This window comes from Cellulosimicrobium funkei, from assembly GCF_004519295.1.
Taxonomy (GTDB): Bacteria; Actinomycetota; Actinomycetes; order Actinomycetales; family Cellulomonadaceae; genus Cellulosimicrobium; species Cellulosimicrobium funkei.
This window is the reverse complement of the sequence record NZ_SOZH01000002.1, coordinates 189,141-212,101: the sequence shown is the minus strand read 5'-3', so window position 1 is coordinate 212,101 and position 22,961 is coordinate 189,141. Positions and strand designations below refer to the sequence as shown.

At 74.6% G+C, this 22,961-nt stretch carries 24 protein-coding genes and 1 pseudogene; 16 read left to right on the top strand and 9 right to left on the bottom strand.

Annotated elements, in window-relative coordinates:
• Positions 1–62: 62 nt before the first annotated feature.
• Together E1O70_RS02665 and E1O70_RS02660 are read right to left on the bottom strand one after the other, a co-directional pair.
• Positions 63–923: an SDR family oxidoreductase gene (locus E1O70_RS02665; RefSeq protein ID WP_061267801.1), complete on the bottom strand. Its 861-nt coding sequence runs from the start codon at positions 921–923 to the stop codon at positions 63–65.
• A gap of 51 nt (positions 924–974) precedes the next feature.
• Complete coding sequence (locus tag E1O70_RS02660; protein WP_061267802.1) at positions 975–1,724, bottom strand: PAS and ANTAR domain-containing protein; 750 nt, start codon at positions 1,722–1,724, stop codon at positions 975–977.
• Between the two features lie 105 nt (positions 1,725–1,829).
• On the opposite strand from E1O70_RS02660, the gene E1O70_RS02655 reads away from it, so the two are divergent.
• Entirely contained in the window at positions 1,830–3,158 is a 1,329-nt protein-coding gene (locus E1O70_RS02655; protein WP_061267803.1) for a molybdopterin molybdotransferase MoeA, read from the top strand.
• An 18-nt stretch (positions 3,159–3,176) separates the two neighbouring features.
• On the opposite strand, the gene E1O70_RS02650 is transcribed toward E1O70_RS02655, so the two are convergent.
• On the bottom strand, positions 3,177–3,848 hold the full coding sequence (locus E1O70_RS02650) for an AIM24 family protein (RefSeq protein ID WP_061267804.1): 672 nt from the start codon (positions 3,846–3,848) through the stop codon (positions 3,177–3,179).
• 97 nt (positions 3,849–3,945) lie between these two features.
• Here E1O70_RS02650 and moaC point away from each other — a divergent pair, with 97 nt between their 5' ends.
• Genes moaC through E1O70_RS02630 form a run of 4 tightly spaced genes read left to right on the top strand, consistent with a single transcriptional unit; the run spans position 3,946 to position 5,674 of the window.
• Positions 3,946–4,416: a cyclic pyranopterin monophosphate synthase MoaC gene (moaC, locus tag E1O70_RS02645; RefSeq protein ID WP_061267820.1), complete on the top strand. Its 471-nt coding sequence runs from the start codon at positions 3,946–3,948 to the stop codon at positions 4,414–4,416.
• Positions 4,413–5,144 carry a molybdenum cofactor guanylyltransferase gene (gene mobA, locus E1O70_RS02640; RefSeq protein ID WP_240696573.1) on the top strand — a complete coding sequence of 244 codons (732 nt, stop codon included), beginning with the start codon at positions 4,413–4,415 and terminating at the stop codon, positions 5,142–5,144. Before moaC ends, mobA begins: the two co-directional genes overlap by 4 nt.
• Positions 5,141–5,434: a DUF6457 domain-containing protein gene (locus E1O70_RS02635; protein ID WP_061267805.1), complete on the top strand. Its 294-nt coding sequence runs from the start codon at positions 5,141–5,143 to the stop codon at positions 5,432–5,434. The genes mobA and E1O70_RS02635 overlap by 4 nt, the downstream gene beginning before the upstream one ends.
• A gap of 3 nt (positions 5,435–5,437) precedes the next feature.
• A complete protein-coding gene (locus tag E1O70_RS02630; RefSeq protein ID WP_034655471.1) occupies positions 5,438–5,674 on the top strand; it encodes a MoaD/ThiS family protein in 237 nt (78 codons plus the stop codon).
• A 104-nt stretch (positions 5,675–5,778) separates the two neighbouring features.
• On the opposite strand, the gene E1O70_RS02625 is transcribed toward E1O70_RS02630, so the two are convergent.
• Positions 5,779–6,288: a MogA/MoaB family molybdenum cofactor biosynthesis protein gene (locus E1O70_RS02625; protein WP_061267806.1), complete on the bottom strand. Its 510-nt coding sequence runs from the start codon at positions 6,286–6,288 to the stop codon at positions 5,779–5,781.
• A 225-nt stretch (positions 6,289–6,513) separates the two neighbouring features.
• Between E1O70_RS02625 and E1O70_RS02620 the strand changes: the two genes are divergently transcribed.
• The 5 genes from E1O70_RS02620 (at position 6,514) to E1O70_RS02600 (ending at position 14,635) form a co-directional block, all read left to right on the top strand.
• On the top strand, positions 6,514–10,443 hold the full coding sequence (locus E1O70_RS02620) for a nitrate reductase subunit alpha (RefSeq protein ID WP_061267807.1): 3,930 nt from the start codon (positions 6,514–6,516) through the stop codon (positions 10,441–10,443).
• Positions 10,444–10,498: 55 nt separating this feature from the next.
• Positions 10,499–12,400: a nitrate reductase subunit beta gene (narH, locus tag E1O70_RS02615; protein ID WP_240696572.1), complete on the top strand. Its 1,902-nt coding sequence runs from the start codon at positions 10,499–10,501 to the stop codon at positions 12,398–12,400.
• Positions 12,397–13,152, top strand: a complete 756-nt coding sequence (gene narJ / locus E1O70_RS02610) for a nitrate reductase molybdenum cofactor assembly chaperone (RefSeq protein ID WP_082774470.1) — start codon at positions 12,397–12,399, stop codon at positions 13,150–13,152. Before narH ends, narJ begins: the two co-directional genes overlap by 4 nt.
• Entirely contained in the window at positions 13,149–13,907 is a 759-nt protein-coding gene (narI, locus tag E1O70_RS02605) for a respiratory nitrate reductase subunit gamma (protein WP_205688599.1), read from the top strand. Before narJ ends, narI begins: the two co-directional genes overlap by 4 nt.
• A 152-nt stretch (positions 13,908–14,059) precedes the next feature.
• Entirely contained in the window at positions 14,060–14,635 is a 576-nt protein-coding gene (locus E1O70_RS02600; RefSeq protein ID WP_205688598.1) for a DoxX family protein, read from the top strand.
• 116 nt (positions 14,636–14,751) lie between these two features.
• Here the strand turns inward: E1O70_RS02600 and E1O70_RS02595 are convergent, their stop codons facing one another.
• Entirely contained in the window at positions 14,752–15,240 is a 489-nt protein-coding gene (locus E1O70_RS02595; RefSeq protein ID WP_061267808.1) for a GNAT family N-acetyltransferase, read from the bottom strand.
• 346 nt (positions 15,241–15,586) lie between these two features.
• Here E1O70_RS02595 and E1O70_RS02590 point away from each other — a divergent pair, with 346 nt between their 5' ends.
• Positions 15,587–15,919 carry an STAS domain-containing protein gene (locus E1O70_RS02590; RefSeq protein ID WP_043652484.1) on the top strand — a complete coding sequence of 111 codons (333 nt, stop codon included), beginning with the start codon at positions 15,587–15,589 and terminating at the stop codon, positions 15,917–15,919.
• Between the two features lie 128 nt (positions 15,920–16,047).
• On the opposite strand, the gene E1O70_RS02585 is transcribed toward E1O70_RS02590, so the two are convergent.
• The 4 genes from E1O70_RS02585 to E1O70_RS02570 all read right to left on the bottom strand — a co-directional run bounded on the left by E1O70_RS02585 (position 16,048) and on the right by E1O70_RS02570 (position 18,288).
• Positions 16,048–16,260 carry a hypothetical protein gene (locus E1O70_RS02585; protein ID WP_061267809.1) on the bottom strand — a complete coding sequence of 71 codons (213 nt, stop codon included), beginning with the start codon at positions 16,258–16,260 and terminating at the stop codon, positions 16,048–16,050.
• Positions 16,261–16,275: 15 nt separating this feature from the next.
• A complete protein-coding gene (locus E1O70_RS02580; RefSeq protein ID WP_082774471.1) occupies positions 16,276–16,629 on the bottom strand; it encodes a LapA family protein in 354 nt (117 codons plus the stop codon).
• A 125-nt stretch (positions 16,630–16,754) separates the two neighbouring features.
• Positions 16,755–17,852 (bottom strand): fatty acid desaturase family protein, encoded by a 1,098-nt coding sequence (locus E1O70_RS02575; protein ID WP_205688597.1) that lies wholly within the window; start codon positions 17,850–17,852, stop codon positions 16,755–16,757.
• Complete coding sequence (locus E1O70_RS02570) at positions 17,836–18,288, bottom strand: hypothetical protein (protein WP_051027704.1); 453 nt, start codon at positions 18,286–18,288, stop codon at positions 17,836–17,838. The genes E1O70_RS02575 and E1O70_RS02570 overlap by 17 nt, the downstream gene beginning before the upstream one ends.
• On the opposite strand from E1O70_RS02570, the gene E1O70_RS20645 reads away from it, so the two are divergent.
• From E1O70_RS20645 to E1O70_RS02550, 5 genes and pseudogenes are all read left to right on the top strand, one after another.
• Positions 18,287–18,907, top strand: a complete 621-nt coding sequence (locus tag E1O70_RS20645) for a DUF6221 family protein (protein WP_318280491.1) — start codon at positions 18,287–18,289, stop codon at positions 18,905–18,907. The two genes, E1O70_RS02570 and E1O70_RS20645, sit on opposite strands and share 2 nt — an antisense overlap.
• 513 nt (positions 18,908–19,420) lie before the next feature.
• Positions 19,421–19,825 carry a TOBE domain-containing protein gene (locus tag E1O70_RS02560; protein WP_061267811.1) on the top strand — a complete coding sequence of 135 codons (405 nt, stop codon included), beginning with the start codon at positions 19,421–19,423 and terminating at the stop codon, positions 19,823–19,825.
• Complete coding sequence (modA, locus tag E1O70_RS02555) at positions 19,822–20,673, top strand: molybdate ABC transporter substrate-binding protein (RefSeq protein ID WP_240696571.1); 852 nt, start codon at positions 19,822–19,824, stop codon at positions 20,671–20,673. The genes E1O70_RS02560 and modA overlap by 4 nt, the downstream gene beginning before the upstream one ends.
• Before the next feature lie 25 nt (positions 20,674–20,698).
• Positions 20,699–21,559, top strand: a pseudogene (locus E1O70_RS20290) (ABC transporter permease); the annotation flags it as partial.
• A 102-nt stretch (positions 21,560–21,661) separates the two neighbouring features.
• The gene (locus tag E1O70_RS02550; RefSeq protein ID WP_420808500.1) at positions 21,662–22,894 is read left to right on the top strand and encodes a sulfate/molybdate ABC transporter ATP-binding protein; all 1,233 of its coding nucleotides are present in this window, start codon (positions 21,662–21,664) and stop codon (positions 22,892–22,894) included.
• Positions 22,895–22,961: the final 67 nt, after the last annotated feature.

Sequence of the window (22,961 nt, the reverse complement as noted above, 5' to 3'; positions counted from 1 at the left end):
TCCCGAGCGAGACGCGGCCCTCGGCCGAACCGTCCGCGGCTCCTCCGGCGAGGAAGTGCCCGTCAGAACACGGGCTTGCCTCCCGTGACACCGAGCACGGTGCCGGACACGTAGCTCGCGTCCGTCGGGGAGGCGAGGAAGACGAACGCCGGAGCGACCTCCGCGGGCTGGCCCGCGCGCCCCAGCGGGGTGTCCTTCCCGAACTGCTCGATCTTCTCCTCGGGCTGGGTGGCCGGCTGGAGCGGCGTCCAGATCGGACCCGGCGCGACGGCGTTCACGCGGATGCCGCGCGGGCCGAGCTCGGCCGCGAGGTTCACCGTGAGGTTGTTGATCGCCGCCTTCGTCGACGCGTAGTCGAGCAGGGACGTCGACGGCTGGAACGCCTGGATCGACGAGTTGTTGACGATCGCCGCGCCCTCGCCCAGGTGCTCGAGCGCCGACTGCGTGATCCACAGCAGCGCGTAGAGGTTCGTCTTGAGCACCCGGTCGATCTCGTCGGTGGTGACGTCCTCGATCGACTCGCGCCGCGCCATCTGGAAGCCGGCGTTGTTGACGAGCACGTCGAGCCCGCCGAGCTCGGCCGCGGCGCGTCCGGGCAGGGCCCGTGCCGTCGCCTCGTCGGTGACGTCGCCGGGCAGGAGGGCGCACGTGCGGCCCGCCTCGCGGACCCAGCGGGCCGTCTCCTCGGCGTCCTCCTGCTCTTCCGGCAGGTAGCCGATGGCGACGTCGGCGCCCTCGCGCGCGAACGCGATGGCGACGGCGCGGCCGATGCCCGAGTCGCCGCCCGTGATCAGCGCCCGACGGCCCTCGAGCCGCCCGGTGCCGCGGTAGGACTGCTCGCCGTGGTCGGGCACCGGATCCATGCGTCCGGCGAGGCCCGGGGGTTCCTGCTGCTGGGCCGGGAAGGTGGTCTCGTCGGTCATGTCGTTCCTCCTTCTCGTGTGGGGTTCTCGTCGTGCGCGGGGCCGTCCGGCTCAGGAGCGGGCCGGCTCCCGACGACGCGCGAGCTGCGCCTCGTGGGCGCGGGGCCGCGCGACCGGACGGACGGCGGCGAACGCGCCCGCGACCGTCGCCTCGGCCGTCGGGCCGACCCCGCCGGCCTTGCTCAGCGCGCGCATGACCTGCGCGGCCGTCTCCTGGACGGGGACGCCGGCCTCGCCGGCCGCCTCCGCGAGGAGCTGGCCCGCTGCGACGTCGTCGACGCCGTGCACGGCCATGAGCACGCCCTTGACCTGCTCGACGGCGGCCTGCGCGACGAACGCGCGCGTGACGGCGCGCTGCGACTCACGCTCCAGCGCCTCCTTGTGCGTCGGGGTGACGTCGACGACGTACCCCGCGATCTCGACGACGCGACCGCGCGCGTCCCGTCGGCCCTGTCCCGTCACGACGACGGACCGGGCCTTGCCGTGCCCGTCGACGATCCGGTGGGCGCACGAGAACGGGCGACCGGAACGGATCGCCTCCGTGGCGGCGCGCACCACGCGGGCGCGGTCGTCCGGGTGCTTGCGCGAGCGCAGCGCGTCGAGGCTGGGCTGGACGTCCCCCGGCGCCCAGCCGTGCATGGTGTACACCTCGTCCGACCACCACCACGTCCCGGTGCCGAGCTCGACGCGGTACTGCCCCACGAGGAGGTGCGTGCCCACGGCAAGCACCTCCGCGAGCGCTGCGGGGCGCACGGGCGCCGTCTGGTCGGGGCTGAGGGTGGTCACGGGGATCGAGGCCATGTCGTCCTCCCAAGGTTCGGGGGGCTTCGGGCCGCTTCATGACTCCGGTGCCCAACGTAGCCCACCCTCCCGAGGTCGGCACCCGGGCTCGGCTACGGTGCGGGCATGACGCGCGACCCGAGTCGGACGATCGTCCAGCACACCGCGGACGCGCTCGCGCTCGTCCGCCCGACGGCGCCCGCGGACACCCCGCTGGAGGACGCCGTGGGGGCCGTCCTGGCCGCCGACGTCGTGTCCGCGCTGGACGCCCCCGCGTTCGACGCGTCCGCGATGGACGGGTACGCAGTGCGCGCGCAGGACGTGGCGGGGGCGACGCCGTCGGCGCCCGTGGTGCTGCGCGTCGTGGGCGACGTCGCGGCCGGGGACGCGGGCCCGCCCGGGCTCGACGGCGGTCTGGGGCCGGGCGAGGCGGTCCGGATCATGACGGGCGCGCCCGTGCCGCCCGGGGCGGACGCCGTCGTGCCCGTCGAGCGCACGTCGACCGGTCGCTTCACGCCGGGCGCGGCCGGGAGCGGGCCGACGACGGTCGCGATCCACGACGCCTCGCGCACCCACGTGCGGACCTGCGGGGAGGACGTGCGCCGGGGGGACGTCGTCGTCGCGGCAGGCGCCGTGCTCACGGCGCGGCACGTCTCGGTCGCGGCGTCCGCCGGGCACGCGACCGTGCGCGTGCACCGCGCGCCGCGCGTCGCGGTGCTCTCCACCGGCAGCGAGCTCGTGGCGCCGGGGACCACGCCGGGACCGGGGCACCTCCCGGACTCCAACTCCGTCCTGCTCGCCGCGGCGGCCCGCACGGCGGGCGCGCACGTGGTCCGGCGCGGGGCCGTGGGCGACTCCGCGGCGGCGCTCGTCGCGACGCTGGACGGGCTGCTCGACGCGTTCGACGGCGCCCCGCCCGACCTGCTCGTCAGCACCGGCGGGGTGAGCGCGGGGGCGTTCGACGTCGTGCGCGAGGTGCTCGACCCCGCGACCCGCGCGGGCACGCCGTGGCAGGACGCGGTCACCGACGCCCGGCTCGTCGCGGTCGGCATGCAGCCCGGCCGCCCGCAGGGTCTCGGACGCTGGCGGGGTGTGCCGTGGCTCGCGCTGCCGGGCAACCCCGTGAGCGCGTACGTGTCGTTCGAGCTGTTCGTGCGGCCCGTCGTGGACCGGCTGCGCGGCGTGCCCGGCACGGGCCGCCCGCTCGTCCGGCGCGTCGCCGCCGCGGGGTGGTCCTCGCCGCCTGGGCGCGAGCAGCTCGTCCTCGTGCGCCACACCGAGCCCGACGGCGCGCACGTCGTCCCCGCGGGCCGTCACCCCGACGAGCGCACGACGGCGCGCGGCTCCGGCTCGCACCGCGTGAGCGCGCTCGCGCACGCCGACGCGCTCGCCGTCGTCGGCGCCGACGTCACGGCCGTGGCACCGGGCGACCCCGTGCAGGTGCTGCTGCTCTGAGCCCGAGGTCGGCCTCGATCACTTCGCCGCGGGCGGCGGGTGCCCCTCCGACGCCTGCACGACGACGATCCCGCGCCCCGAGAGCGCGAGCTGGTACGCCTCGCCGGACCCGCGCCCGATCGCGGCACCGAGCTTCGCCGTCTTGCGGATCGAGGACTGCAGCGACGTCGACCACAGCACCGCGGCCTGCATGTCGACGAAGGTGGGGACGTCGACGTCGAGCACGACGGGCGTGCCGAACGCCGTGACGGCCAGCGACCCGGTCCCCGTGAACGTCGTGTTGAACAGGCCGCCGCTGAGCATCGACGCGCCCTCGACCCGGTTGATGTCCCACGCGAGCGAGCTCTCGAACGCGAGCACGTTCGCGCCGTTGACCGTCACGCCCTCGTCCTCCAGGTGGAGCACGAAGACCTGGTCCGCGTCCTGCGCGAGGAAGACGTCCCCGCTGCCCGAGACCTTCATGAGCGACATGCCCTCGCCCGTGAACGCCTTCTTGAACATCTTGCCGAGACCGCCGCTTCCCTCGTACGCGAAGTCGACGTCGCCCTGGTAGGCGACCATCGAGCCCTGCTTCGCGAAGAAGAACCCGCCGGTGCCGCGGAGGTCGACCTTGAGCATGCGGTCGTTCTGGAGCTGGAAGCTGCCGGGCTCGACGGAGCGCTCGGCGTGGTCGAGGAGTGAGCTGCGCATGGGCCGATCCTCGCGGCTGCGGGCCGCGAGCGCACCCGATCCCCCGACCGTCCGCGCGTACGGCACCACGCGCGGCGCCGCGTGCGAGAGTGGCGGCATGAGCTTCACGCACCTCGACGAGCGCGGGCACGCGCGCATGGTCGACGTCACCGCCAAGCAGCCCACCGTCCGCTCCGCGACAGCGACCGGGACCGTGCGGTGCTCGCCGGAGATCGTCGCCGCGCTGCGCGACGGGACCGTCCCCAAGGGCGACGTGCTCGCCGTCGCGCGCATCGCCGGGATCGCGGGCGCCAAGCGGACGTCCGAGCTCCTGCCGCTCGCGCACGTCATCGGCGTCCACGGGGCGGTCGTCGACCTCGTCGTGGGCGACCACGGCGTCGACGTCACCGCCACCGTCCGGACGGCGGACCGCACGGGCGTCGAGATGGAGGCGCTCACCGCCGTCGCGGTCGCGGGCCTCGCGGTCGTCGACATGGTCAAGGGCCTCGACAAGTCCGTCGAGCTCACGGACGTGCGGCTGGTCGCGAAGACCGGGGGCAAGTCCGGCGACTGGTACCGCGAGCCGTGACCGCCCACCCCGCCGACGGCTCGACACCCGACGGGCCGGGTCGGCACCTCGGGCTGCCGATCCGCGCACGGGGTGCCGAACCGTCCCTCCGGTTCGACGCCGTCGTGCTGGCCGGAGGGCGGGCGCAGCGGCTGGGGACGCCCAAGCCGGGGCTCGTCGTCGGGGGTCGGCCCCTGCTGGAGCACGCGCTCGCGGCGGCCGTGGGGGCAGCGCGGACGGTCGTCGTCGGGCCGGACGAGCTCGCCGCCCCGGGGCGCTACGTCCGCACGCGCGAGGACCCGCCGTTCGGAGGGCCCGTCGCCGGGATCGCGGCCGGGCTCGCCGCCCTGCCCGACGACGGCCGCGCGCCCTGGGTGCTCGTGCTCGCCTGCGACGTCCCCCGCGCCGCCGAGGCGGTACCCGCGCTGCTCGCCGCCGCCCGCCGCCGGAGCGGCGAGGTCGCCGTCCACGCGGTGCGCGACGGACGCGCTCAGTGGCTCGTCGGGCTGTACGAGCGCGCGGCGCTCGACGCCGCGCTCGACGCGCTGCCGACCGTGCAGGGCGCGTCGGTGCGGCGGCTCCTCGCCGGTCTCCCCGCGATCGGCGTCCCCGACGACACGGGCGCCACCGACGACGTGGACACGTGGGAGGATGCCCGCGAGCAGGAGCGCCGCCTGGCAGCAGGCGCGCCCGCGGTGCCCGGCGCCCCGCCCGCCGGCACCCCCGACGACGGCAGGAGGCCACGATGACGAACCTCGAACGCTGGGTCGACGCGCTCGCGCAGGACCTCGACCTCGACCCGGAGGTCGTCGACATCGGCGCGGTCCTCGACCTCGCGCGCGACGCCGCGCACGGCATCGAGCGCCCCGCCGCGCCTCTCACGACGTTCGTCGCGGGCTACGTCGCCGGGCTCGCCGTGCACGACGGGTCGGGCCGCAGCGTGCAGGACGTGCTCGACCGGGCGACCGAGCTCGCGCTCGCGTGGACGCCCGAGCCCGAGCTGCCCGGCACGGCGGCCCCGGCCGGGGCGCAGGACTGAGAGATGGCGACCGTCCGCTACTTCGCCGGCGCGCGCGACGCCGCCGGCACCGAGACCGAGACCGTCGACGCGACGACGGTCGGCGAGCTGCACGCCGCCGTCGTCGCCCGGCACGCGGCGCTCGCCGGCGTGCTCCCGCGCTGCTCGCTCCTCGTGGGAGGCGTCCGCGCGGCGAGCGACGACACCCCGGTCGCCGCGGACGAGACGGTGGACGTCCTCCCCCCGTTCGCCGGCGGCTGACCCCGCCCGGCTGACCCCGCCCCGTGCCGAGCAGGCGGTCCTGGCTCGTCACGGTCCCGGACCCGCCGCGACCGCCTGGTCGACGCGCCCCGACGGGCTGGTCGTCAGTGGTCGCCGCCGTCGAGCTGCGCGAGGACGTGCGGCAGGAGCGGCTCCAGGACGGCCCAGCCGTCGCGCACCCCGCCGGTGGAGCCAGGGAGGTTGACCACGAGCGCGCGCCCGTGCGGGCCGGGCGCGACCCCCGCGACGCCGCGCGACAGCACCGCCGCGGGGACGTGCTCCGCGCCCCGGCGGCGCAGCTCCTCCGCGATGCCCGGGACCTCCTGCGCCAGCACCTCGCGGGTGCCCTCGGGCGTGAGGTCACGCGGCCCGACGCCCGTCCCCCCGGTCGTGAGCACGACGCGCGCTCCCCCGGCCACCGCCCGGGTGACCGCGTCGCGGACGGGGGCGACGCCGTCGGGCACGAGGTCGGTGACGACCGCCCAGCCCGACGCCGCGAGCAGCCCCGCGAGGAGAGGTCCCGAGCAGTCCTCCGCCTCGCCGCGCGAGCAGCGGTCGGACACGGTGACGACGGCGACGGTCGCGTCCGCGGGCCGTCCGGTGGGTGCGGTCATGACGCCACGGTAGCGAGCCCGGCCCGGCCCGGCAGGGACGGGACCACGGCGCGCGCTCACCGCGCGCGATCCGGGCGACCTGGGCATAGTGGCTGTGGACCGACCGCCGCACCTGCTCGCCCAGGAGGCTCGTATGTCGTACCTGTCCGTGCCGTCGTCGCCGCCGGCGCGCCGCCCCTGGTGGTGCCCGGTGGTCCCCGCCGCCCCGGGGGGCGGGAGCGCCGCATGACGACGACGTCGGAGGGCCCGGTCGAGGACGCGCTGCTGCGGCTCGGCAAGCACCTCAAACGCGGGACGGTGTCCGACGACCTGCGGCAGGTGTTCCTCACGGGCGGCCGCCAGGGCGACGTGTTCTACCGTGACCGCTGGTCCCACGACAAGGTCGTGCGCTCGACCCACGGCGTGAACTGCACCGGGTCGTGCTCGTGGAAGGTGTACGTCAAGGACGGCATCATCACGTGGGAGACCCAGCAGACCGACTACCCCTCCGTGGGGCCGGACTCGCCCGAGTACGAGCCGCGCGGCTGCCCCCGCGGCGCCGCGTTCTCCTGGTACACCTACTCCCCCACGCGCGTGCGCTACCCCTACGTGCGCGGCGCGCTGCTCGACGCCTACCGCGCGGCCCGCGCCGCCACGGGCGACCCGGTGCTCGCGTGGCGCAAGGTCACGACGGACCCCACCACCGCCCGCGCCTACAAGGCGGCGCGCGGCAAGGGCGGCCTCGTGCGCGCCACGTGGGACGAGGCGGCGGAGATCGTCGCCGCGGCGCACGTGCACACGATCGCGGCGTACGGGCCCGACCGCATCGCGGGGTTCTCCCCGATCCCCGCCATGTCGATGGTCTCCCACGGGGTGGGCGCGCGGTTCGTCCAGATGCTCGGCGGCACCATGCTGTCGTTCTACGACTGGTACGCCGACCTGCCCGTCGCGTCCCCGCAGGTCTTCGGCGACCAGACCGACGTCCCGGAGTCCGCGGACTGGTGGAACTCGACGTACTGCATCATGTGGGGCTCGAACGTCCCCGTGACCCGCACGCCCGACGCCCACTTCATGACCGAGGCGCGCTACCGCGGCCAGAAGGTGATCGTTGTGTCGCCCGACTACGCGGACAACACGAAGTTCGCCGACGAGTGGCTCGCCCCGCACCCGGGCACGGACGGCGCGCTCGCCCAGGCCATGGGCCACGTGATCCTCACGGAGCACTACGCGCAGCGCCGCACCCCGCAGTTCGCGGAGTACGCGGCCCGCTTCACGGACCTCCCCCACCTCGTCGTGCTCGAGGAGCACGACGACGGCTCGGGCACGACGTACGTGCCCGGGAAGTTCCTCACCGCGGCGGACCTGCCCGACGGCGTCGGGCGCCCCGGCGACGACGGCGCCGGCTCGGCGAACGCGCGCTTCAAGACCGTCGTGCTCGACGCGGACGGCACCCCGCGCGTCCCGCACGGGAGCCTCGGCCACCGCTACGGCGAGGCCGACGCCGGGCGGTGGAACCTCGACCTCGGCGACATCGACCCGCTGCTCTCGGTCGCCGACCCGCACGGCGTCTTCTGGGGCTCCCCCCAGACGCCTCCCAGCCGCGACACCGTCCCCGAGCGCCCGCTGTCGCCCGACCAGGGCTCTACCCCGGCCGACCAGGGCTCTACCCCGGCGGACCCGGGCTCTCCCTCGGCCGACCACTCGTACGAGACGGTCGCCGTCGGGCTGCCGCGGTTCGACCTCGACCCGGCCCCGGGCGACGACGCGGGCGCGCACCTGGGCGGTGCGGGCGTCGTCGTGCGTGGCGTGCCGGCGCGTCGCGTCGGCGGGCGGCTCGTCACGACGGTGCTCGACCTGCTGCTCGCGCAGTACGGCGTGAACCGGCCGGAGCTCGGCCTGCCGGGCGAGTGGCCCGCGGGCTACGACGACGACGCGACGCCCGCGACCCCGGCGTGGCAGGAGCGGTTCACGGGCGTCCCGGCCGCGGCAGCCGCACGCATCGGGCGCGAGTTCGCGCAGAACGCGCTCGACTCGGGCGGGCGCTCGATGATCATCATGGGCGCGGGCACGAACCACTGGTTCCACTCGGACACGATCTACCGCGCGATGCTCGCGCTGACCACCCTCACGGGCTGCCAGGGCGTGAACGGCGGCGGGTGGGCGCACTACGTGGGGCAGGAGAAGTGCCGTCCCGTCACGGGGTGGGCACAGTACGCGGGCGGCCTCGACTGGTCGCGCCCCCCGCGCCAGATGATCGGCACCGCGTTCTGGTACCTCGCGACCGACCAGTGGCGCTACGACGGCCTGCCCGCGGACGCGCTCGCGTCGCCGCTCGCCCGGGGCCAGTTCTCCGGGCGCACGACGGCGGACACGCTGGTCGAGTCCGCGCAGCGCGGCTGGATGCCGAGCTACCCGACGTTCGACCGCAACCCGCTCGACCTGGTGGACGAGGCCCGCGCGGCGGGCAAGGAGCCGGCGCAGCACGTCGTCGACGAGCTCAAGGCCGGGACCCTCCGGTTCGCGTGCGAGGACCCCGACGACCCGGCGAACTTCCCGCGCGTCGTCACGGTGTGGCGCGCGAACATCCTCGGGTCGTCGGGCAAGGGCAACGAGTACTTCCTCCAGCACCTCCTGGGGACGGACGCCGCGGTCAACGCCGCGGAGTCCGGTCCCGAGCGGCGCCCGCGGTCGATGACGTGGCGCGAGGAGGCGCCGCGGGGCAAGCTCGACCTGCTCGTCACGCTCGACTTCCGGATGACGTCGACGACGCTGTTCTCGGACGTCGTGCTCCCCGCCGCGACCTGGTACGAGAAGCACGACCTGTCCTCGACGGACATGCACCCGTTCGTGCACTCGTTCAACCCGGCGATCGACCCGCCGTGGCAGACGCGCACGGACTTCGACATCTTCCACACCGTCGCGGCGAAGGTCTCCGAGCTCGCGGTGACGCACCTCGGGGTGCGGGAGGACCTCGTCGCCGCCCCGCTCGCGCACGACACCCCGGACGAGATGGCCGTCCCGCACGGCGCGCTCACCGACTCGGGGCAGCCCGTGACCGAGCGCGAGCTCGTGCCGGGCGTGACGATGCCGAAGCTCGTGGTCGTCGAGCGCGACTACCCGGCGTTCGCCGCGCGCATGGCCGCGCTCGGCCCCCTCACCGAGAAGGCGGGCATGGCGACCAAGGGCGTGCAGTTCTCGCCCGGGCCGGAGGTCGCGGACCTCGGCCGGCGCAACGGGCTCGTGCCCGACGGCCCCGCCGCCGGTCGTCCGCGCCTCGACCGCGACACGCACGTGTGCGAGATGATCCTCGCCCTCTCGGGGACGACGAACGGTCGCCTCGCCGTGCAGGGGTTCGAGCACGTCGAGCGCCGCACGGGCACGCCCCTGGCGGACCTCGCCCGCGACGAGCAGGGCAAGCGCGTGACGTTCCCGGACGTCCAGTCCCGCCCGACCCCGGTCATCACCTCGCCCGAGTGGTCGGGCTCGGAGCACGGCGGGCGCCGGTACTCGGCGTTCGTCGTCAACGTGGAGCGGCTCAAGCCGTGGCACACCCTCACGGGTCGGCAGCACTTCTACCTCGACCACGACTGGATGATCGAGCTCGGCGAGCACCTGCCGGTCTTCCGGCCGCCGCTCGACATGCACCGGCTGTTCGGCGACTCGCCCGTCGTGGGCGACACCTCGCCGTCGGGCTACCCGGGGTCTGCCGGGCACGCGGAGGTCGCGGTGCGGTACCTGACCCCGCACAACAAGTGGGCGATCCACTCGGAGTACCAGGACAACCTCTTCATGCTGTCGCTGTCGCGCGGCGGCCCCGGCATCTGGATGAGCCCGGCCGACGCGGCCAAGATCGGCGTCGCGGACAACGAGTGGATCGAGGCGTACAACCGCAACGGCGTCGTGGTGGCGCGCGCGATCGTCAGCCACCGGATGCCCGAGGGCACGGTCTACATGTTCCACGCGACCGACCGCACGATCGACGTCCCGCTCGCCGAGACGTCGGGCCTGCGCGGCGGCATCCACAACTCGCTCACGCGCATCCTGCTCAAGCCGACGCACCTCGCGGGCGGGTACGCCCAGCTCTCGTACGCGTTCAACTACCTCGGGCCCACGGGGAACCAGCGGGACGAGATGACGGTCGTCCGGCGCCGGAGCCAGGAGGTGCGGTACTCGTGACGCGGACGGGCGCAGCAGGCGGCCTCGGGCCGGCCGGCCGGGAGGGGGTGGGGTCGTGCGCGTGATGGCGCAGATGTCGATGGTCATGAACCTCGACAAGTGCATCGGGTGCCACACGTGCTCGGTGACGTGCAAGCAGGCGTGGACGAACCGCACGGGCGTGGAGTACGTGTGGTTCAACAACGTCGAGACGCGTCCCGGGCTCGGGTACCCGCGCACCTACCAGGACCAGGAGCGCTGGCAGGGCGGCTGGGTGCGGACGAAGAAGGGCCGGCTCAAGCTCCGCGCCGGGGGCCGCCTGAAGAAGCTCGCGACGATCTTCTCCAACCCGAAGCTCCCCTCGATCCACGACTACTACGAGCCGTGGACCTACGAGTACGACATGCTGCTCTCGTCGCCGCAGGGGCAGCACACGCCCGTCGCCCGGCCGAAGTCGCTGCTCACGGGCGGGGACATCAACATCTCGTGGTCCGCGAACTGGGACGACGACCTCGGCGGCTCGACCGCGACCATGCAGGACGACCCCGTGCTCCAGCACATGTCGGAGCACGTCGCCACCGAGCTCGACAAGACGTTCATGTTCTACCTGCCGCGCATCTGCGAGCACTGCCTCAACCCGGCGTGCGTCGCCTCGTGCCCCTCGGGCGCCATGTACAAGCGGGCCGAGGACGGCATCGTGCTGGTCGACCAGGACCAGTGCCGGGGCTGGCGCATGTGCGTCACCGGGTGCCCGTACAAGAAGGTCTACTTCAACCACAAGACCGGCAAGGCCGAGAAGTGCACGCTCTGCTACCCGCGCATCGAGGTCGGCCTGCCGACCGTGTGCTCCGAGACCTGCGTCGGACGCCTGCGCTACCTCGGCCTCGTCCTCTACGACGCCGACAAGGTCACCGAGGCCGCGAGCGTCGAGGACGAGCACGAGCTCCTCGCCTCGCAGCGCGCCGTCTTCCTCGACCCGAACGACCCCGAGGTCGTGGCCGCCGCGCGTGCCGAGGGCATCCCCGACGACTGGATCACGGCCGCCCAGCGCTCGCCGATCTGGGACCTCATCTCGCGCTACGAGGTCGCGCTGCCCCTGCACCCCGAGTACCGCACGCTGCCGATGGTCTGGTACATCCCGCCGCTGTCCCCCGTCGTCGACGTCGTCGCCGCCTCCGGGAACGACGGCGAGGACGGGCGCACGCTGTTCGCCGCGATCTCGAAGATGCGCATCCCGCTCGAGTACCTCGCCGGACTGTTCACGGCGGGCGACACCGCCCCGGTGGAGCGCGTGCTGCGCCGTCTGGCCGCCATGCGGTCGTACATGCGCGACATCAACCTCGGCCGCGAGGCCGACGAGCGGACCGCGGCCGCGGTCGGCATGACCGGTGCCCAGGTCGAGGAGATGTACCGCCTGCTCGCCGTCGCGAAGTACGAGGACCGGTACGTCATCCCGACCGCGCACACCGAGATCGCGCGCGAGCTCGACGAGCTCGGCAGCCGTGACGAAATGTCATGTTCCCTCGACTACGACGGCGGCCCCGGCATGGGTGGCATGGGCCTCACGGGCGGCGGACCGTTCGGCGAGACGTCGGGCAGCCCGGTGCCGGTCGCGGTCGAGAACTTCCACGTGCTCCAGGCGCGGCAGACGGCGGACTCGCCCTACGGGCCGTCGACCCCCGGTCGCGTCAACCTCCTCAACTGGGACGGCAACGGGCGACCGCCCGGCCTCTTCCCGCCGGGCGAGGGGCCGGAGCCGGGCGACGTGGCGGGCGCACCCGGCGGCGTCACGCCGGGCGGCCCGGGGTCGTTGCCGGGCGGGCGCCAGGACGCGCGGCACGACACGATCCCCGGTCCCCCGCCGCCCGGTAGACCCGCGCCCGATGGACCCGCACCCGGCGGGCCGGCGGGTGGTCCGGCGCGCGGTCCCGCGCCCGGGAGCGGTCCCCGCGTCGAGCCCGACGGAGGCACCCGATGAGGGCGCGCTCCCTGCTCCCGACCCCGGCCCTGCGGCCCGGGGCACGGCCTCGGGGTCCGCAGCCCGACCACCTGGCCCCGGTCGCGACGTCGGCCGCCCAGCGCCGCACCGCCCACATGGCCGCGTCGCTGCTGCTGGCCTACCCGGACGAGGACGTGCTCGCCGCGGTCGACGCCGTCCGCGCGTCCGCCCCGAGCCTGCCCAGCCCCGTCCGCGAGCGCCTGGAGGACTTCTGCGAGGTGCTCACGACGCCGGGCGGGCCGGGCCTGCGCGAGCTCCAGGCGCGGTACGTCGCGACGTTCGACCTCAAGCGGAAGTGCTCGATGTACCTCTCGTACTACGCGGCGGGCGACACCCGCCGGCGCGGGACGGCGCTCGTCGCGTTCGTCGAGGCGTACCGCGCGGCCGGGTGGGAGGTCACGGGATCGGAGCTCCCCGACTACCTGCCGACGGTGCTCGAGTTCTCGGCCCGGACCACGGGCGACGACGCGACGATCGCGGCCGGTCTGCTCGCGTCCCACCGCGACGGCATCGAGGTGCTGCGCACGGCGCTCGAGAGCGCGCGCAGCCCTTGGACCGGGGTCGTCGAGGCCGTGTGCCTCACGCTGCCGCCGCTCGACGAGCGCACGCAGCAGCGGTACGTCGAGCTCGTGACGGCGGGGCCGCCCGCCGAGCTCGTGGGCATGGAGCCCTTCGCGCTCGAGCCGTACGGCACGGGCGCGCCCGACCGGACGGGAGGTGCGGTGCGATGAGCGGGGTGAGCACCGGAGAGGTCCTGCTGTGGGTCGTGTTCCCGTACGTGACGTTCGCGGTGTTCGTCGTGGGCTCGGTCTGGCGGTACCGGTACGACAAGTTCGGGTGGACGACGCGGTCCAGCGAGCTCTACGAGAAGCGGCTGCTGCGGCTCGGCTCGCCGCTCTTCCACTTCGGCCTGCTGTTCGTGATCCTCGGGCACCTGATGGGGCTCGTGATCCCGGAGTCGTGGACGGAGGCGGTGGGGATCCAGGAGGTCGCGTACCACTTCGTCGCGACGTACATGGGGTCGGTCGCGGCCGTCGTGCTCGTCGCGGGCCTGCTCATCCTCATCTACCGCCGCCGCACGTCCGGGCCCGTCTTCCGCGCGACGACGCGCATGGACAAGACGATGTACGTGTTCCTCGCGGCGTCGATCCTGCTCGGGTCGTGGGCCACGGTGCAGACGCAGCTCCTCGCCGACGGGCTCGGGTACGACTACCGCCAGACCATCTCGCCGTGGTTCCGCTCGCTCTGGTACCTCCAGCCGCAGCCGGAGCTCATGGCGGGCGTGCCCGCGGCGTTCCAGCTCCACGTCGTCGCGGCGAACCTGCTGTTCATCCTGTGGCCGTTCACGCGGCTCGTGCACGCGTTCTCCGCCCCGGTGCCGTACCTGTTCCGCCCGTACGTCGTGTACCGCTCGCGCGACGCGTCGGTCGCCGCGCGCGCCCCGCGGCCGGGCTGGGACCCCTCGGAGCGCCCGCGCTCGCGCTGACCTCCGGGGTCCCGTCCGGCCGGTCCGGGTGGCCCGGGTCGGCGCCCGTCGGCGGGTGAATTCGGCCCGACGCCGTCCCCAGGACCCCCTGCGACGCCCTCCCTCCCGGGGCGGTCACCCCGACCGCGACCGTCTCCGGAAGAGGTTCCCGCATGTCCACCACCGCCCCGACGACCGCCGGTCGTCCCCGCGCCACCCGCCCGTCCGCGCCGTCGGCGGCGGACGCCACGCCCGCCCGCCGCCGTCGCGCCGCCCTCGTGCCCGCACGCCTCGCGGGCCGGGTGGACGCCGCCCTCGCCGCGACCGCGCGCGTCCTCACCCGCTGGTCCGTGCCCGCCCTGCGCGTCGCCCTCGGTCTCGTGTTCCTCGGGTTCGGCGTCCTCAAGCTCGTCCCCGGCGCGAGCCCGGCGGCCGCGATCGCGGCACGCACCGTCGAGACGCTCACGCTCGGCCTCGTCGGCGGGACCGCGGCCGTGGTCCTCACCGCGGTCCTGGAGACGTTCATCGGCCTGACGCTCCTCACCGGCCGGCTGCTCCGCGCGGGGCTGCTCGCGCTCGCCGTCGCGATGGCCGGGATCCTCTCGCCGATCGTGCTGTTCGCGGGCGAGCTGTTCGGCCACGGCATGACCCTCATGGGCCAGTACGTGCTCAAGGACCTCGTCCTCGTGGCCGGCGCGGCCGTCGTCGCCGCCGTCGCGCTCGGGGCGCGCCTGCGCCTCGACGCATGAGGCGTGGCGCTCCCCCGCCACCGCACGGTCGCGAGGTAGAGCCCCCGGTCGTGACGTAGAGCGCGGCGGGCTCTACCTCGCGACCGGAGGTTCTACCCCGGTGCAGGGTGGCCCCGTCAGGCGAGCGAGAGCGTCAGGTACGTGCTGTTCGGGTCGTCGGTGTAGTCGGCGAACGGGGCGCACGGCACGAACCCGTGGCGCGCGTAGAGCCGTCGCGCCGCCGCGAAGTAGTCCTCGGTGCCCGTCTCCAGGCTCACGCGGTCCAGACCGCGGTCGCGCGCGACGTCGAGCAGGTGCGCGAGGACCGTGGCGGCGACGCCCCGGCCCCGTGCGGCCGCCGTCGTGCGCATGGACTTGAGCTCGCCCAGCGTCGCGTCGTGCTGCTTGAGGGCGCCGCACCCGAGGAGCCCGCCGTCCGCGGACCGCGCGGTGACGAACGTGATGTCCGGCGCGCGCAGGCGCTCGACGTCGAGCGCGTGCACGCTCTCGGGCGGCGACGTCGCGTGCATGTCGTCCAGGTGCTCCTGCAGCAGCGCCAGCACGTCGGGGGTCGTCGGGTCCTCCACGACGACGCGGACGTCGTCCCGGGTGGTCGTCTCGCTCACGCGCCGAGCGTGCCACACCCGGCGCAGGAGACGACGCGGCCCCTGATCGCAGACGGCTCGCCAGCCACCACGAACCCGTTCTGCGCGTCCGGGTCGGGGCGCCGTGGGCGGCGTCGGAGCGGGAGAGGCGGCGGCGCGGGCGTTCGAAGGCTCGCCGTCGTCGATGGGGTCGGGCGTACCCGCACCGCCACCGTGCCTCGAGTCGGAACACGATCGGGCAACCGAGGCGCGCAGTGACGACGGCTGCTGGACCTGGTGACCGACCACCGCCGAAGCGGCGAGTGTGAGAGGTTGGAAGCCGACAGTGTTCCCGCGTCGGCCGGCCTCAACGGAAAAAGGCACCCGCATGGCTCACGAGAGCGACCCGGCCACCTATCCCCCCGTCCCGTTGCACGGAGGCCTGCGATCCAGCCCCGACTCGTGGGAGCTGTGGGGCGAGATCGACTACGCCGTCGTCGAGTCCGCGCAACCTCGCCCGAGCCCGGCCCACGGGGCGCTGCACATCGATGCCTCGCGCGTCACGTTCCTGGACTCCGCCGGTGTCAGCCTCCTCCTGCTCGCCGCCAGCGCCCCTCTGCGGCCGATCATCCTGGGCTGCAGCGACTACGCCCGAGACGTGCTCGAGCTCGCAGGAGCGTCGGACCTCTTCGTGTGGAGCACCACACGACCCTCCGCGTAGCCGATCGACCATGCCACGCCCGACCAACGGTCAGTCGTGACAACGGCACGTCCCGCGATCCTGCTCCGACTGACGACCGACGTCCTCCATCGGGAGTTCAGGTACCAGGCGGTGCGTCGAGCTCGCGGTCACCGAGGTGGTGGCCGGGTGGCTCCCCCACGCTGGTTCCATGCGGCGACGGCCGTGTCGAGGCGCGCGCGTGCGGCGACGTAGAGGACGAGATCGACGGGCGCCCCCTGGTCGACGACCGAGACGACGTCTTCCATCTCGCGTTGGGAGGCGTCGATCTCGCCGACGAGGTCGGCGGGTCGGTGGGTCGAGATCTCCCGGTCGTCGGTCATCGGTGCGCCGCGGTGCTAGACCTGGTGTGCGAGGCGTCGGCGGAGCTGGTGGATGCGCAGGGTGCCGACGACGAGGGCGACGATCCCGACGCCGATGCCTGCGATGAGCAGTGCCAGGGCGAGCGGGACGGAGCCTTGCCAGCCGAGGAACGAGACGACCACGAGCTGCGTGTTCTGGAGCATGAACACGATGAGTGCGACCAGGACGAGGGCGGCGACGCACAGGCCGACCCACGTGGCCCCCGTACGGGTGCGGGGAGTTCTTGTCGGGTTGCCCGACGTGCGGGACACGCGTGAGTCGGGACGGCTGCCTGACACGCCGGCGGTGGGCTGTCCGTTCGTGGCGGAGCTGAGCGGGGTGGTGGCCATGGTGGCCTCCTTGCGGTTCCGGGCCCGCGCACCTCAGACGGGGCACGTTCGCCGCGGATGACTCGACCCTACGCCCTCGACCTGGGAACGAACCTGGGAGCGGCTGTACGCGCGGCCCGGTGTCCCTAGCGGCCGAGGCTGGCGGCCAGGGGGCAGGAGAACGGTTCGCGGGCGCGTCCGGGGACGTCGTTGAGGTACTGGACGACGATCCGGTAGGAGGTGAAGAACCCGACCTCGGTGTAGGTCACGCCGAGCTGGGAGCAGTACTCGCGCACGAGGGGCTGGACGCGCTTGAGGTTCGGTCGGGGCATGCTCGGGAACAGGTGGTGCTCGACCTGGCGGTTGAGGCCGCCCATGAAGAAGTCGACGACCGGGCCGCCGCGGATGTTGCGGGACATGAGGACCTGGCGGCGCAGGAAGTCGACGTCCGCGGTCGCCGGGACGATCGGCATGCCCTTGTGGTTCGGGGCGAACGCGCCGCCGAGCAGGATGCCGAAGACCGCGAGCTGCACGGCGAGGAACGCCGCCGCGAGGGTCGGGGGGAGCAGGAAGCCGAGCACCACCAGGTAGAGGACGAGCCGCCCGAGCAGGACCGGGACCTCCACGCCACGGTGCGGCACGGGCCGACGGCCGAGCACCCGGCGCACGCTCGCGACGTGCAGGTTGAGGCCCTCCAGGGCGAGCAGGGGGAAGAAGTACCAGCCCTGGCGACGTGCCAGCCACCCTCGCCAGCCGTGACGGCTCGCGATGACGGCGGGCGTGAACGCGATCACGCCCGGTGAGATGTCAGGGTCGTGGCCCTCCTGGTTCGGGGCTGCGTGGTGGGCGTCGTGCTTCATCGTCCACCAGGCGTGGCTGAGCCCGACGAGCGCGTTCGCGAGGATGCGAGCGGTCCAGTCGTTCCAGGCCCGCGACCGGAACACCTGCCGGTGGGAGCTGTCGTGGCCCAGGAACGCGAGCTGGGCGAGCACGAGAGCGAGCACCACGGCCAGCAGGAGCTGCCACCAGGAGTCACCCACCAGGACGATCCCCGCCCAGACGGCACCGAACGCGGCGACCGTCAGGACCAGCCGGGTCCAGTAGTAGCCGTACCGCCGACGCAGCAGCCCGGACTCGCGCACGATCTTCGCCAGCACCGAGTAGTCGCGAGCCGTCGCCCGCGCCGCAGGCAGCGCGCGGACCGTCAGGATCTGGGGCGTCGGCGCCTCACTCGAAGCGGACACGGTCGGCCTCGGCCTTCACGCTCGCGGCACGCACCGCCTCGGCCTCGCGCCAGGCCTCGAGCTCGTCCGCCCGCCTGGTCCGTTCCGTCGCGATCGCCTCCTGGGTGTCCCGGATCACCGTCGCGATCTCGTGGGCGAGCCCGCCGGAGAGCATGGCGAGGTTCGTGTTCTCGATGAGCAGGCGCCGGTCCTCCACCCGCAGCCTGACCCCCGCATAGCCGTGATCGGCGAGCAACGTCGTGACGGCGGGCAGCTCGAGCAACGCTTGCTCCGGGCCCGACACGCGGCGGGAGAACACGGCGGTCACGGTGTAGAGGGGGGGCTCCGCGTCGGTGCCGAGCTCGCGCGGCAGCGCAGTGTCCAGGACGCCCCGCAGCTGCAGTGCGGTGTCCTGCACCCGGCCGAAGGACGTGGCAGGAGGAGTGGTGGTGCTCATGGTGACGTCCGATGCTCGGAACCGGCGGGCCGGCTCGCATCCGCTGCCGTCGCGTCAGTCGGTGAGGCGTCAGACGCCCCACTCAAGGAGATCGGTGCGTCCTCCAGGTCGGGTTCATAACCCCCGTCGTCGTCCCACCGCGCGCCCGAGGTGTCCTCGTCCGGGGCATCCATCTCGCCCGGCGTCCGAGAGCCTTCTCGATCGGCGTCGCGTGGGCCGATCCGGCGATCAACCACACTTCGACACTACACCTGGACGGGTTGCTCGCTGTGTCCACGAGAGACTGTCCAGCCGTCGGTGGGAGGATGAGCAGATGGCCTTGACGGAGTTCCTCCTCGCTCGGATCGACGAGGACGAAGCAGCGTGCGCGACCCTCGAGGACGGGCCAGGACCTCCAGCGCCGTGGTCATGCTCACGCATCCTGACGGAGTGCGCGATGAAACGACGCATCATCACCCTCGCCTACGAGGCCACGGGGTACGACATGACCGCCGACCTGGAGCGCGACACCGACGAGCGCGCCCAGAGCGGCATCGCCTTCGTCGGTGACCGCATCCTGCGAGCACTCGCCACGCCCTACGCCGAGCACCCGGACTTCGACCCCACCTGGCGCACCTGATGACTCGCCTCACCAGGTGTGGCGAGCGGGCCACGGAGGGCGCATCGTGAGAGACGCGTCCACGTGTCGCGGGGAATGCCGGTCGTGAAGCAGCCCGCTGCCGGCGGACCTCCCGGGCCACGACGGCGTACTGCAACCATCAGGGTCGCGAAGACTGCGCCGAGAACGTGAGCCGCCATGAGCGTCATCGAGAAGTGGATCGCCGTGGACTGTCCGGGCTGCGGTGGCCCAGCCCGTGCCCGCGTCCTGCACATCATCGCCTGGGGCTCGATCCCCGGCTCCCGCGTCCCGCACCGAGTCAGCATCCTGTGCCCGCTTCACTGTCCGATCACTCGCGACGAAGCGGCATCGGCCGTACCCGTGTGCCCCGAGTGCCAGGTGCACGTCGCCTAGACCCGCTCCAGGGGCGTGCTCGGGGAAGCGGGAAGACTGCACCTCCCCAGCCGGGCCGCGGAGCCCAGCACCATACCTCGTCGGGTGACACTCCGCAGATGCGGGTCTAGGGTCGCCTTCATGCCGCACTTTCGGATCCGCGAGGCCGCGAGTCTGCTCGGGGTCAGCGACGACACCGTCCGCCGCTGGGTCGACGCCGGGGACCTCGCCGCGAGCGCCGACGACGCCGGGCGCAAGGTGGTCGACGGCGCGGAGCTCGCGCGCTTCGCCGACGCGCAGTCGCACCCGACGCCCGACCCCTCGGGCGTCGCCCGCTCGGCGCGCAACCGGTTCGTGGGGATCGTGACGGACGTCGTGAGCGACACCGTCATGTCCCAGGTCGAGATGCTCTGCGGCGGCCAGCGCGTCGTGTCGCTCATGAGCACGGAGGCCGTGCGCGAGCTGCGGCTCGAGCCCGGCAGCCTCGCCGTCGCGGTGGTCAAGGCGACGACCGTCATCGTCGAGACCCCCGGAGGAGCCGCGTGAGCGCGGCCGCCCGCACGACGACCCGCCGCCCCGCCCGGGGCCCTCTCGTGGCGCTCGGGGCGGCGGCCCTGGTCGCCGGCCTCGCCGCGTGCGCCACGGGCGCGGGGACCGACGACGGCGCTACCCCCGACCCCGCACGCACGACGGCCGCGGACCGCACCCTCACCGTGCTCGCCGCGGCCTCGCTGCGCGACGTGTTCACCGACCTCGCGGCGGACTTCGAGGACGACCACGACGGCGTGACCGTCGCGCTGTCCTTCGCCGGGTCGTCCGACCTGGGCGACCAGATCCTCGCCGGCGCGCCGGCCGACGTCTTCGCGTCCGCGGACGAGCGCTCCATGGCGCGGGTCGTCGACGCCGGGGACGCGGCCGACCCCGTCGCGTTCGCGACGAACACGCTGACGATCGTCACGCCGCCCGGCAACCCCGCGGGCGTCGAGACCTTCGCCGACCTCGCGCGGGACGACGTCAAGGTCGTCGTGTGCGCGCCGCAGGTGCCGTGCGGCAGCGCGACCGACACCGTCGCCGAGGCCGCGGGCGTGACCCTCCACCGCGTGAGCGAGGAGGCCAGCGTCACCGACGTGCTCGGCAAGGTGACGGCGGGCGAGGCCGACGCGGGGCTCGTCTACGTCACCGACGCGACGCTCGCGGGCGACGACGTCGAGGTCGTGGACGTGCCCGAGACGAGCGCCGCGCTCAACGTCTACCCGATCGCGCTCGTCGCGGCGGCCGAGGACGCCGGCCCGGAGCAGGTCGCGCTCGCGCAGGCGTGGGTGGACCTCGTGACCGGCGACGCCGGGCAGGCCGCGCTCGCCGCCGCGGGCTTCGGCACGCCCGACGCACCGTGACCCCCGTGCCTCCCGGCGGCTCCTGATGCGCGGCCTGCCCCGCTGGGTCCTCGTCCCCGCGCTGCTGGGCGCGCTGTTCGTCGTCGTGCCCGTGGTGGCGATGGTCGGGCGCGTGGAGCTCACGCCGGGGCCGGACGGGACCGGCGGCTTCTGGGCGCTCGTGACCTCTCCGGCGGCTCTCGACGCGCTCGGCCTGTCGCTGCGCACGGCGCTCGCCGCGACGGCGTGCTGCGTGGTGCTCGGCGCGCCCATGGCTCTCGTCCTCGCGCGCACCACGTTCCCGGGGCAGCGCGTCGCACGCGCCCTCGTGCTCCTGCCGCTCGTGCTGCCGCCCGTCGTCGGCGGCATCGCGCTGCTGCACACGTTCGGGCGGCGGGGCCTGATCGGCCGGCACCTCGAGGTGCTGGGGATCGAGGTCGCGTTCACGACGACGGCCGTCGTGCTGGCGCAGACCTTCGTCGCGCTGCCATTCCTCGTGCTCAGCCTGGAGGGCGCGCTGCGCAGCCAGGACACGCGCCTCGAGGACGTCGCCGCGACGCTCGGCGCGCGGCCCACGACCGTCCTGCGCCGGGTCACGCTCCCCCGCGTCCTGCCGGGGCTGCTGTCGGGCGCCGTGCTCGCGTTCGCGCGCGCCCTCGGCGAGTTCGGGGCGACCCTGACGTTCGCGGGCGCGCTCCAGGGTGTCACGCAGACCCTGCCGCTCGAGATCTACCTCCAGCGCAGCGCGGACCCGGACAGCGCGGTCGCGCTGTCGTTCGTGCTCGTCGTGGTCGCGGTCCTCATCACCGCCGTCGTCCACGGGCCCGGCGTGCTCGGGGGCCCCAGCACCCGCCCGCGGCGAGGCACCCGGGGCTCGTCGCCCGACGGCGGCCCGCGCCCCCGCGCCGTCGTCTCCGCTCGCCGGCAGGCCGACCCGCCGGTCGACCGAGCCGCGGCAGCCGTCGCGGCTCCGACCTCGCGCACCGGGACGCCCCCCGCCGCGCTGACCGTGCGCGCGGTCGTGCCGGAGCGGGGGCTCGACGTGGACCTCACCGTCGCGGCGGGCGAGGTCGTGGCGGTGCTCGGCGAGAACGGGGCGGGCAAGTCCACGCTCGTGCAGGTCGTCGCGGGCCTGCTCACACCCGGCGAGGCCCCCGGTGCGCGCGTCACCGTCGGGCACGACGACGTCTCGCGCCTCCCGCCGCGCCGTCGTCACCTCGCGTGGCTGAGCCAGCGCCCACTGCTGTTCGAGCACCTGTCGGTCGAGGACGACGTCGCGTTCGGCCTCCGGTCCCGGGGCGTGCCCCGCGCTCGTGCCCGGGGGGAGGCCCGGGACGCGCTCGCCCGCATCGGCGCGGCGGACCTCGCGCGACGCCGCTCGACCGACCTGTCGGGCGGGCAGGCGCAGCGCGTCGCGATCGCCCGGGCGCTCGTGACCGACCCGCGCGTGCTCCTGCTCGACGAGCCGCTCGCGTCGCTCGACGTCGGCGTCGCGCAGCACGTCCGGACCGTGCTGCACCACGCGCAGCGCGAGCACCCGCGCACGACCCTGCTCGTGACGCACGACCTGCTCGACGTGCTGCTCCTCGCGGACCGCGTCGTCGTGCTGGAGGGCGGCCGCGTCGTCGAGGACGGGCCGGTCGACGCGGTGCTCACGCGGCCGCGGTCCCGGTTCGCCGCCCGCCTCGCGGGCGTCAACCTGCTCGCGGGGAGCGTCGCGCACGTCGCCGTCCTGGAGCCGGTGCGGACGGCGAGCGGTGGTGCGCCGGGGGCAGCGGGCGGGACGACGGACGGGACGACGGACCTGGTCGGGGGCGCGGCGGGCGTCGGCCCGGACGGGGAAGCACTCGGGCGCGAGCTGACCGTCGCCGTCGACGGCACCGAGGTCCGCGTGCGCGGGACGGCGGACGAGCCGCTCGCGGTCGGGGACGGCGCCGTCGCGGTGTTCGCGCCGCGCGCGGTCGCCGTGCACCGCACGACGCCCGAGGGCAGCCCGCGCAACGCGTACCGGGTCGTCGTGACGAGCGTCGAGCCGCACGGGCCGCTCCTGCGCGTGTGGGGCCGCGCGGTCGGCGAGAGCCCCGGCGACCGGGCCGCGGCGGCGACGACCGCCGTCGGGCACGACGCGCCGCGCCTCGCCGCGGACCTCACGCCGCGCGCGGTCGCCGAGCTCGGTCTGGTGCCGGGCGAGCGCGTCTGGTTCGTCGTCAAGGCGGCCGAGGTCCGCGTGCACGCGCGCTGAGCCCGCGGGACCCGCCAGCCCCCGACGGGACCGGGGCGTGCCGCTCAGGCGGGGCCGGGGCGTGCCG

What these genes read in the sequence shown, in the direction of transcription:
- E1O70_RS02665 (WP_061267801.1), bottom strand. Translation starts at nt 923, where the DNA reads ATGACCGACGAGACCACCTTCCCGGCCCAGCAGCAGGAACCCCCGGGC.
- E1O70_RS02660 (WP_061267802.1), bottom strand. Translation starts at nt 1,724, where the DNA reads ATGGCCTCGATCCCCGTGACCACCCTCAGCCCCGACCAGACGGCGCCC.
- E1O70_RS02655 (WP_061267803.1), top strand. Translation starts at nt 1,830, where the DNA reads ATGACGCGCGACCCGAGTCGGACGATCGTCCAGCACACCGCGGACGCG.
- E1O70_RS02650 (WP_061267804.1), bottom strand. Translation starts at nt 3,848, where the DNA reads ATGCGCAGCTCACTCCTCGACCACGCCGAGCGCTCCGTCGAGCCCGGC.
- moaC (WP_061267820.1), top strand. Translation starts at nt 3,946, where the DNA reads ATGAGCTTCACGCACCTCGACGAGCGCGGGCACGCGCGCATGGTCGAC.
- E1O70_RS02635 (WP_061267805.1), top strand. Translation starts at nt 5,141, where the DNA reads ATGACGAACCTCGAACGCTGGGTCGACGCGCTCGCGCAGGACCTCGAC.
- E1O70_RS02630 (WP_034655471.1), top strand. Translation starts at nt 5,438, where the DNA reads ATGGCGACCGTCCGCTACTTCGCCGGCGCGCGCGACGCCGCCGGCACC.
- E1O70_RS02625 (WP_061267806.1), bottom strand. Translation starts at nt 6,288, where the DNA reads ATGACCGCACCCACCGGACGGCCCGCGGACGCGACCGTCGCCGTCGTC.
- E1O70_RS02620 (WP_061267807.1), top strand. Translation starts at nt 6,514, where the DNA reads ATGACGACGACGTCGGAGGGCCCGGTCGAGGACGCGCTGCTGCGGCTC.
- narJ (WP_082774470.1), top strand. Translation starts at nt 12,397, where the DNA reads ATGAGGGCGCGCTCCCTGCTCCCGACCCCGGCCCTGCGGCCCGGGGCA.
- narI (WP_205688599.1), top strand. Translation starts at nt 13,149, where the DNA reads ATGAGCGGGGTGAGCACCGGAGAGGTCCTGCTGTGGGTCGTGTTCCCG.
- E1O70_RS02600 (WP_205688598.1), top strand. Translation starts at nt 14,060, where the DNA reads ATGTCCACCACCGCCCCGACGACCGCCGGTCGTCCCCGCGCCACCCGC.
- E1O70_RS02590 (WP_043652484.1), top strand. Translation starts at nt 15,587, where the DNA reads ATGGCTCACGAGAGCGACCCGGCCACCTATCCCCCCGTCCCGTTGCAC.
- E1O70_RS02585 (WP_061267809.1), bottom strand. Translation starts at nt 16,260, where the DNA reads ATGACCGACGACCGGGAGATCTCGACCCACCGACCCGCCGACCTCGTC.
- E1O70_RS02580 (WP_082774471.1), bottom strand. Translation starts at nt 16,629, where the DNA reads ATGGCCACCACCCCGCTCAGCTCCGCCACGAACGGACAGCCCACCGCC.
- E1O70_RS20645 (WP_318280491.1), top strand. Translation starts at nt 18,287, where the DNA reads ATGGTGACGTCCGATGCTCGGAACCGGCGGGCCGGCTCGCATCCGCTG.
- E1O70_RS02570 (WP_051027704.1), bottom strand. Translation starts at nt 18,288, where the DNA reads ATGAGCACCACCACTCCTCCTGCCACGTCCTTCGGCCGGGTGCAGGAC.
- E1O70_RS02560 (WP_061267811.1), top strand. Translation starts at nt 19,421, where the DNA reads ATGCCGCACTTTCGGATCCGCGAGGCCGCGAGTCTGCTCGGGGTCAGC.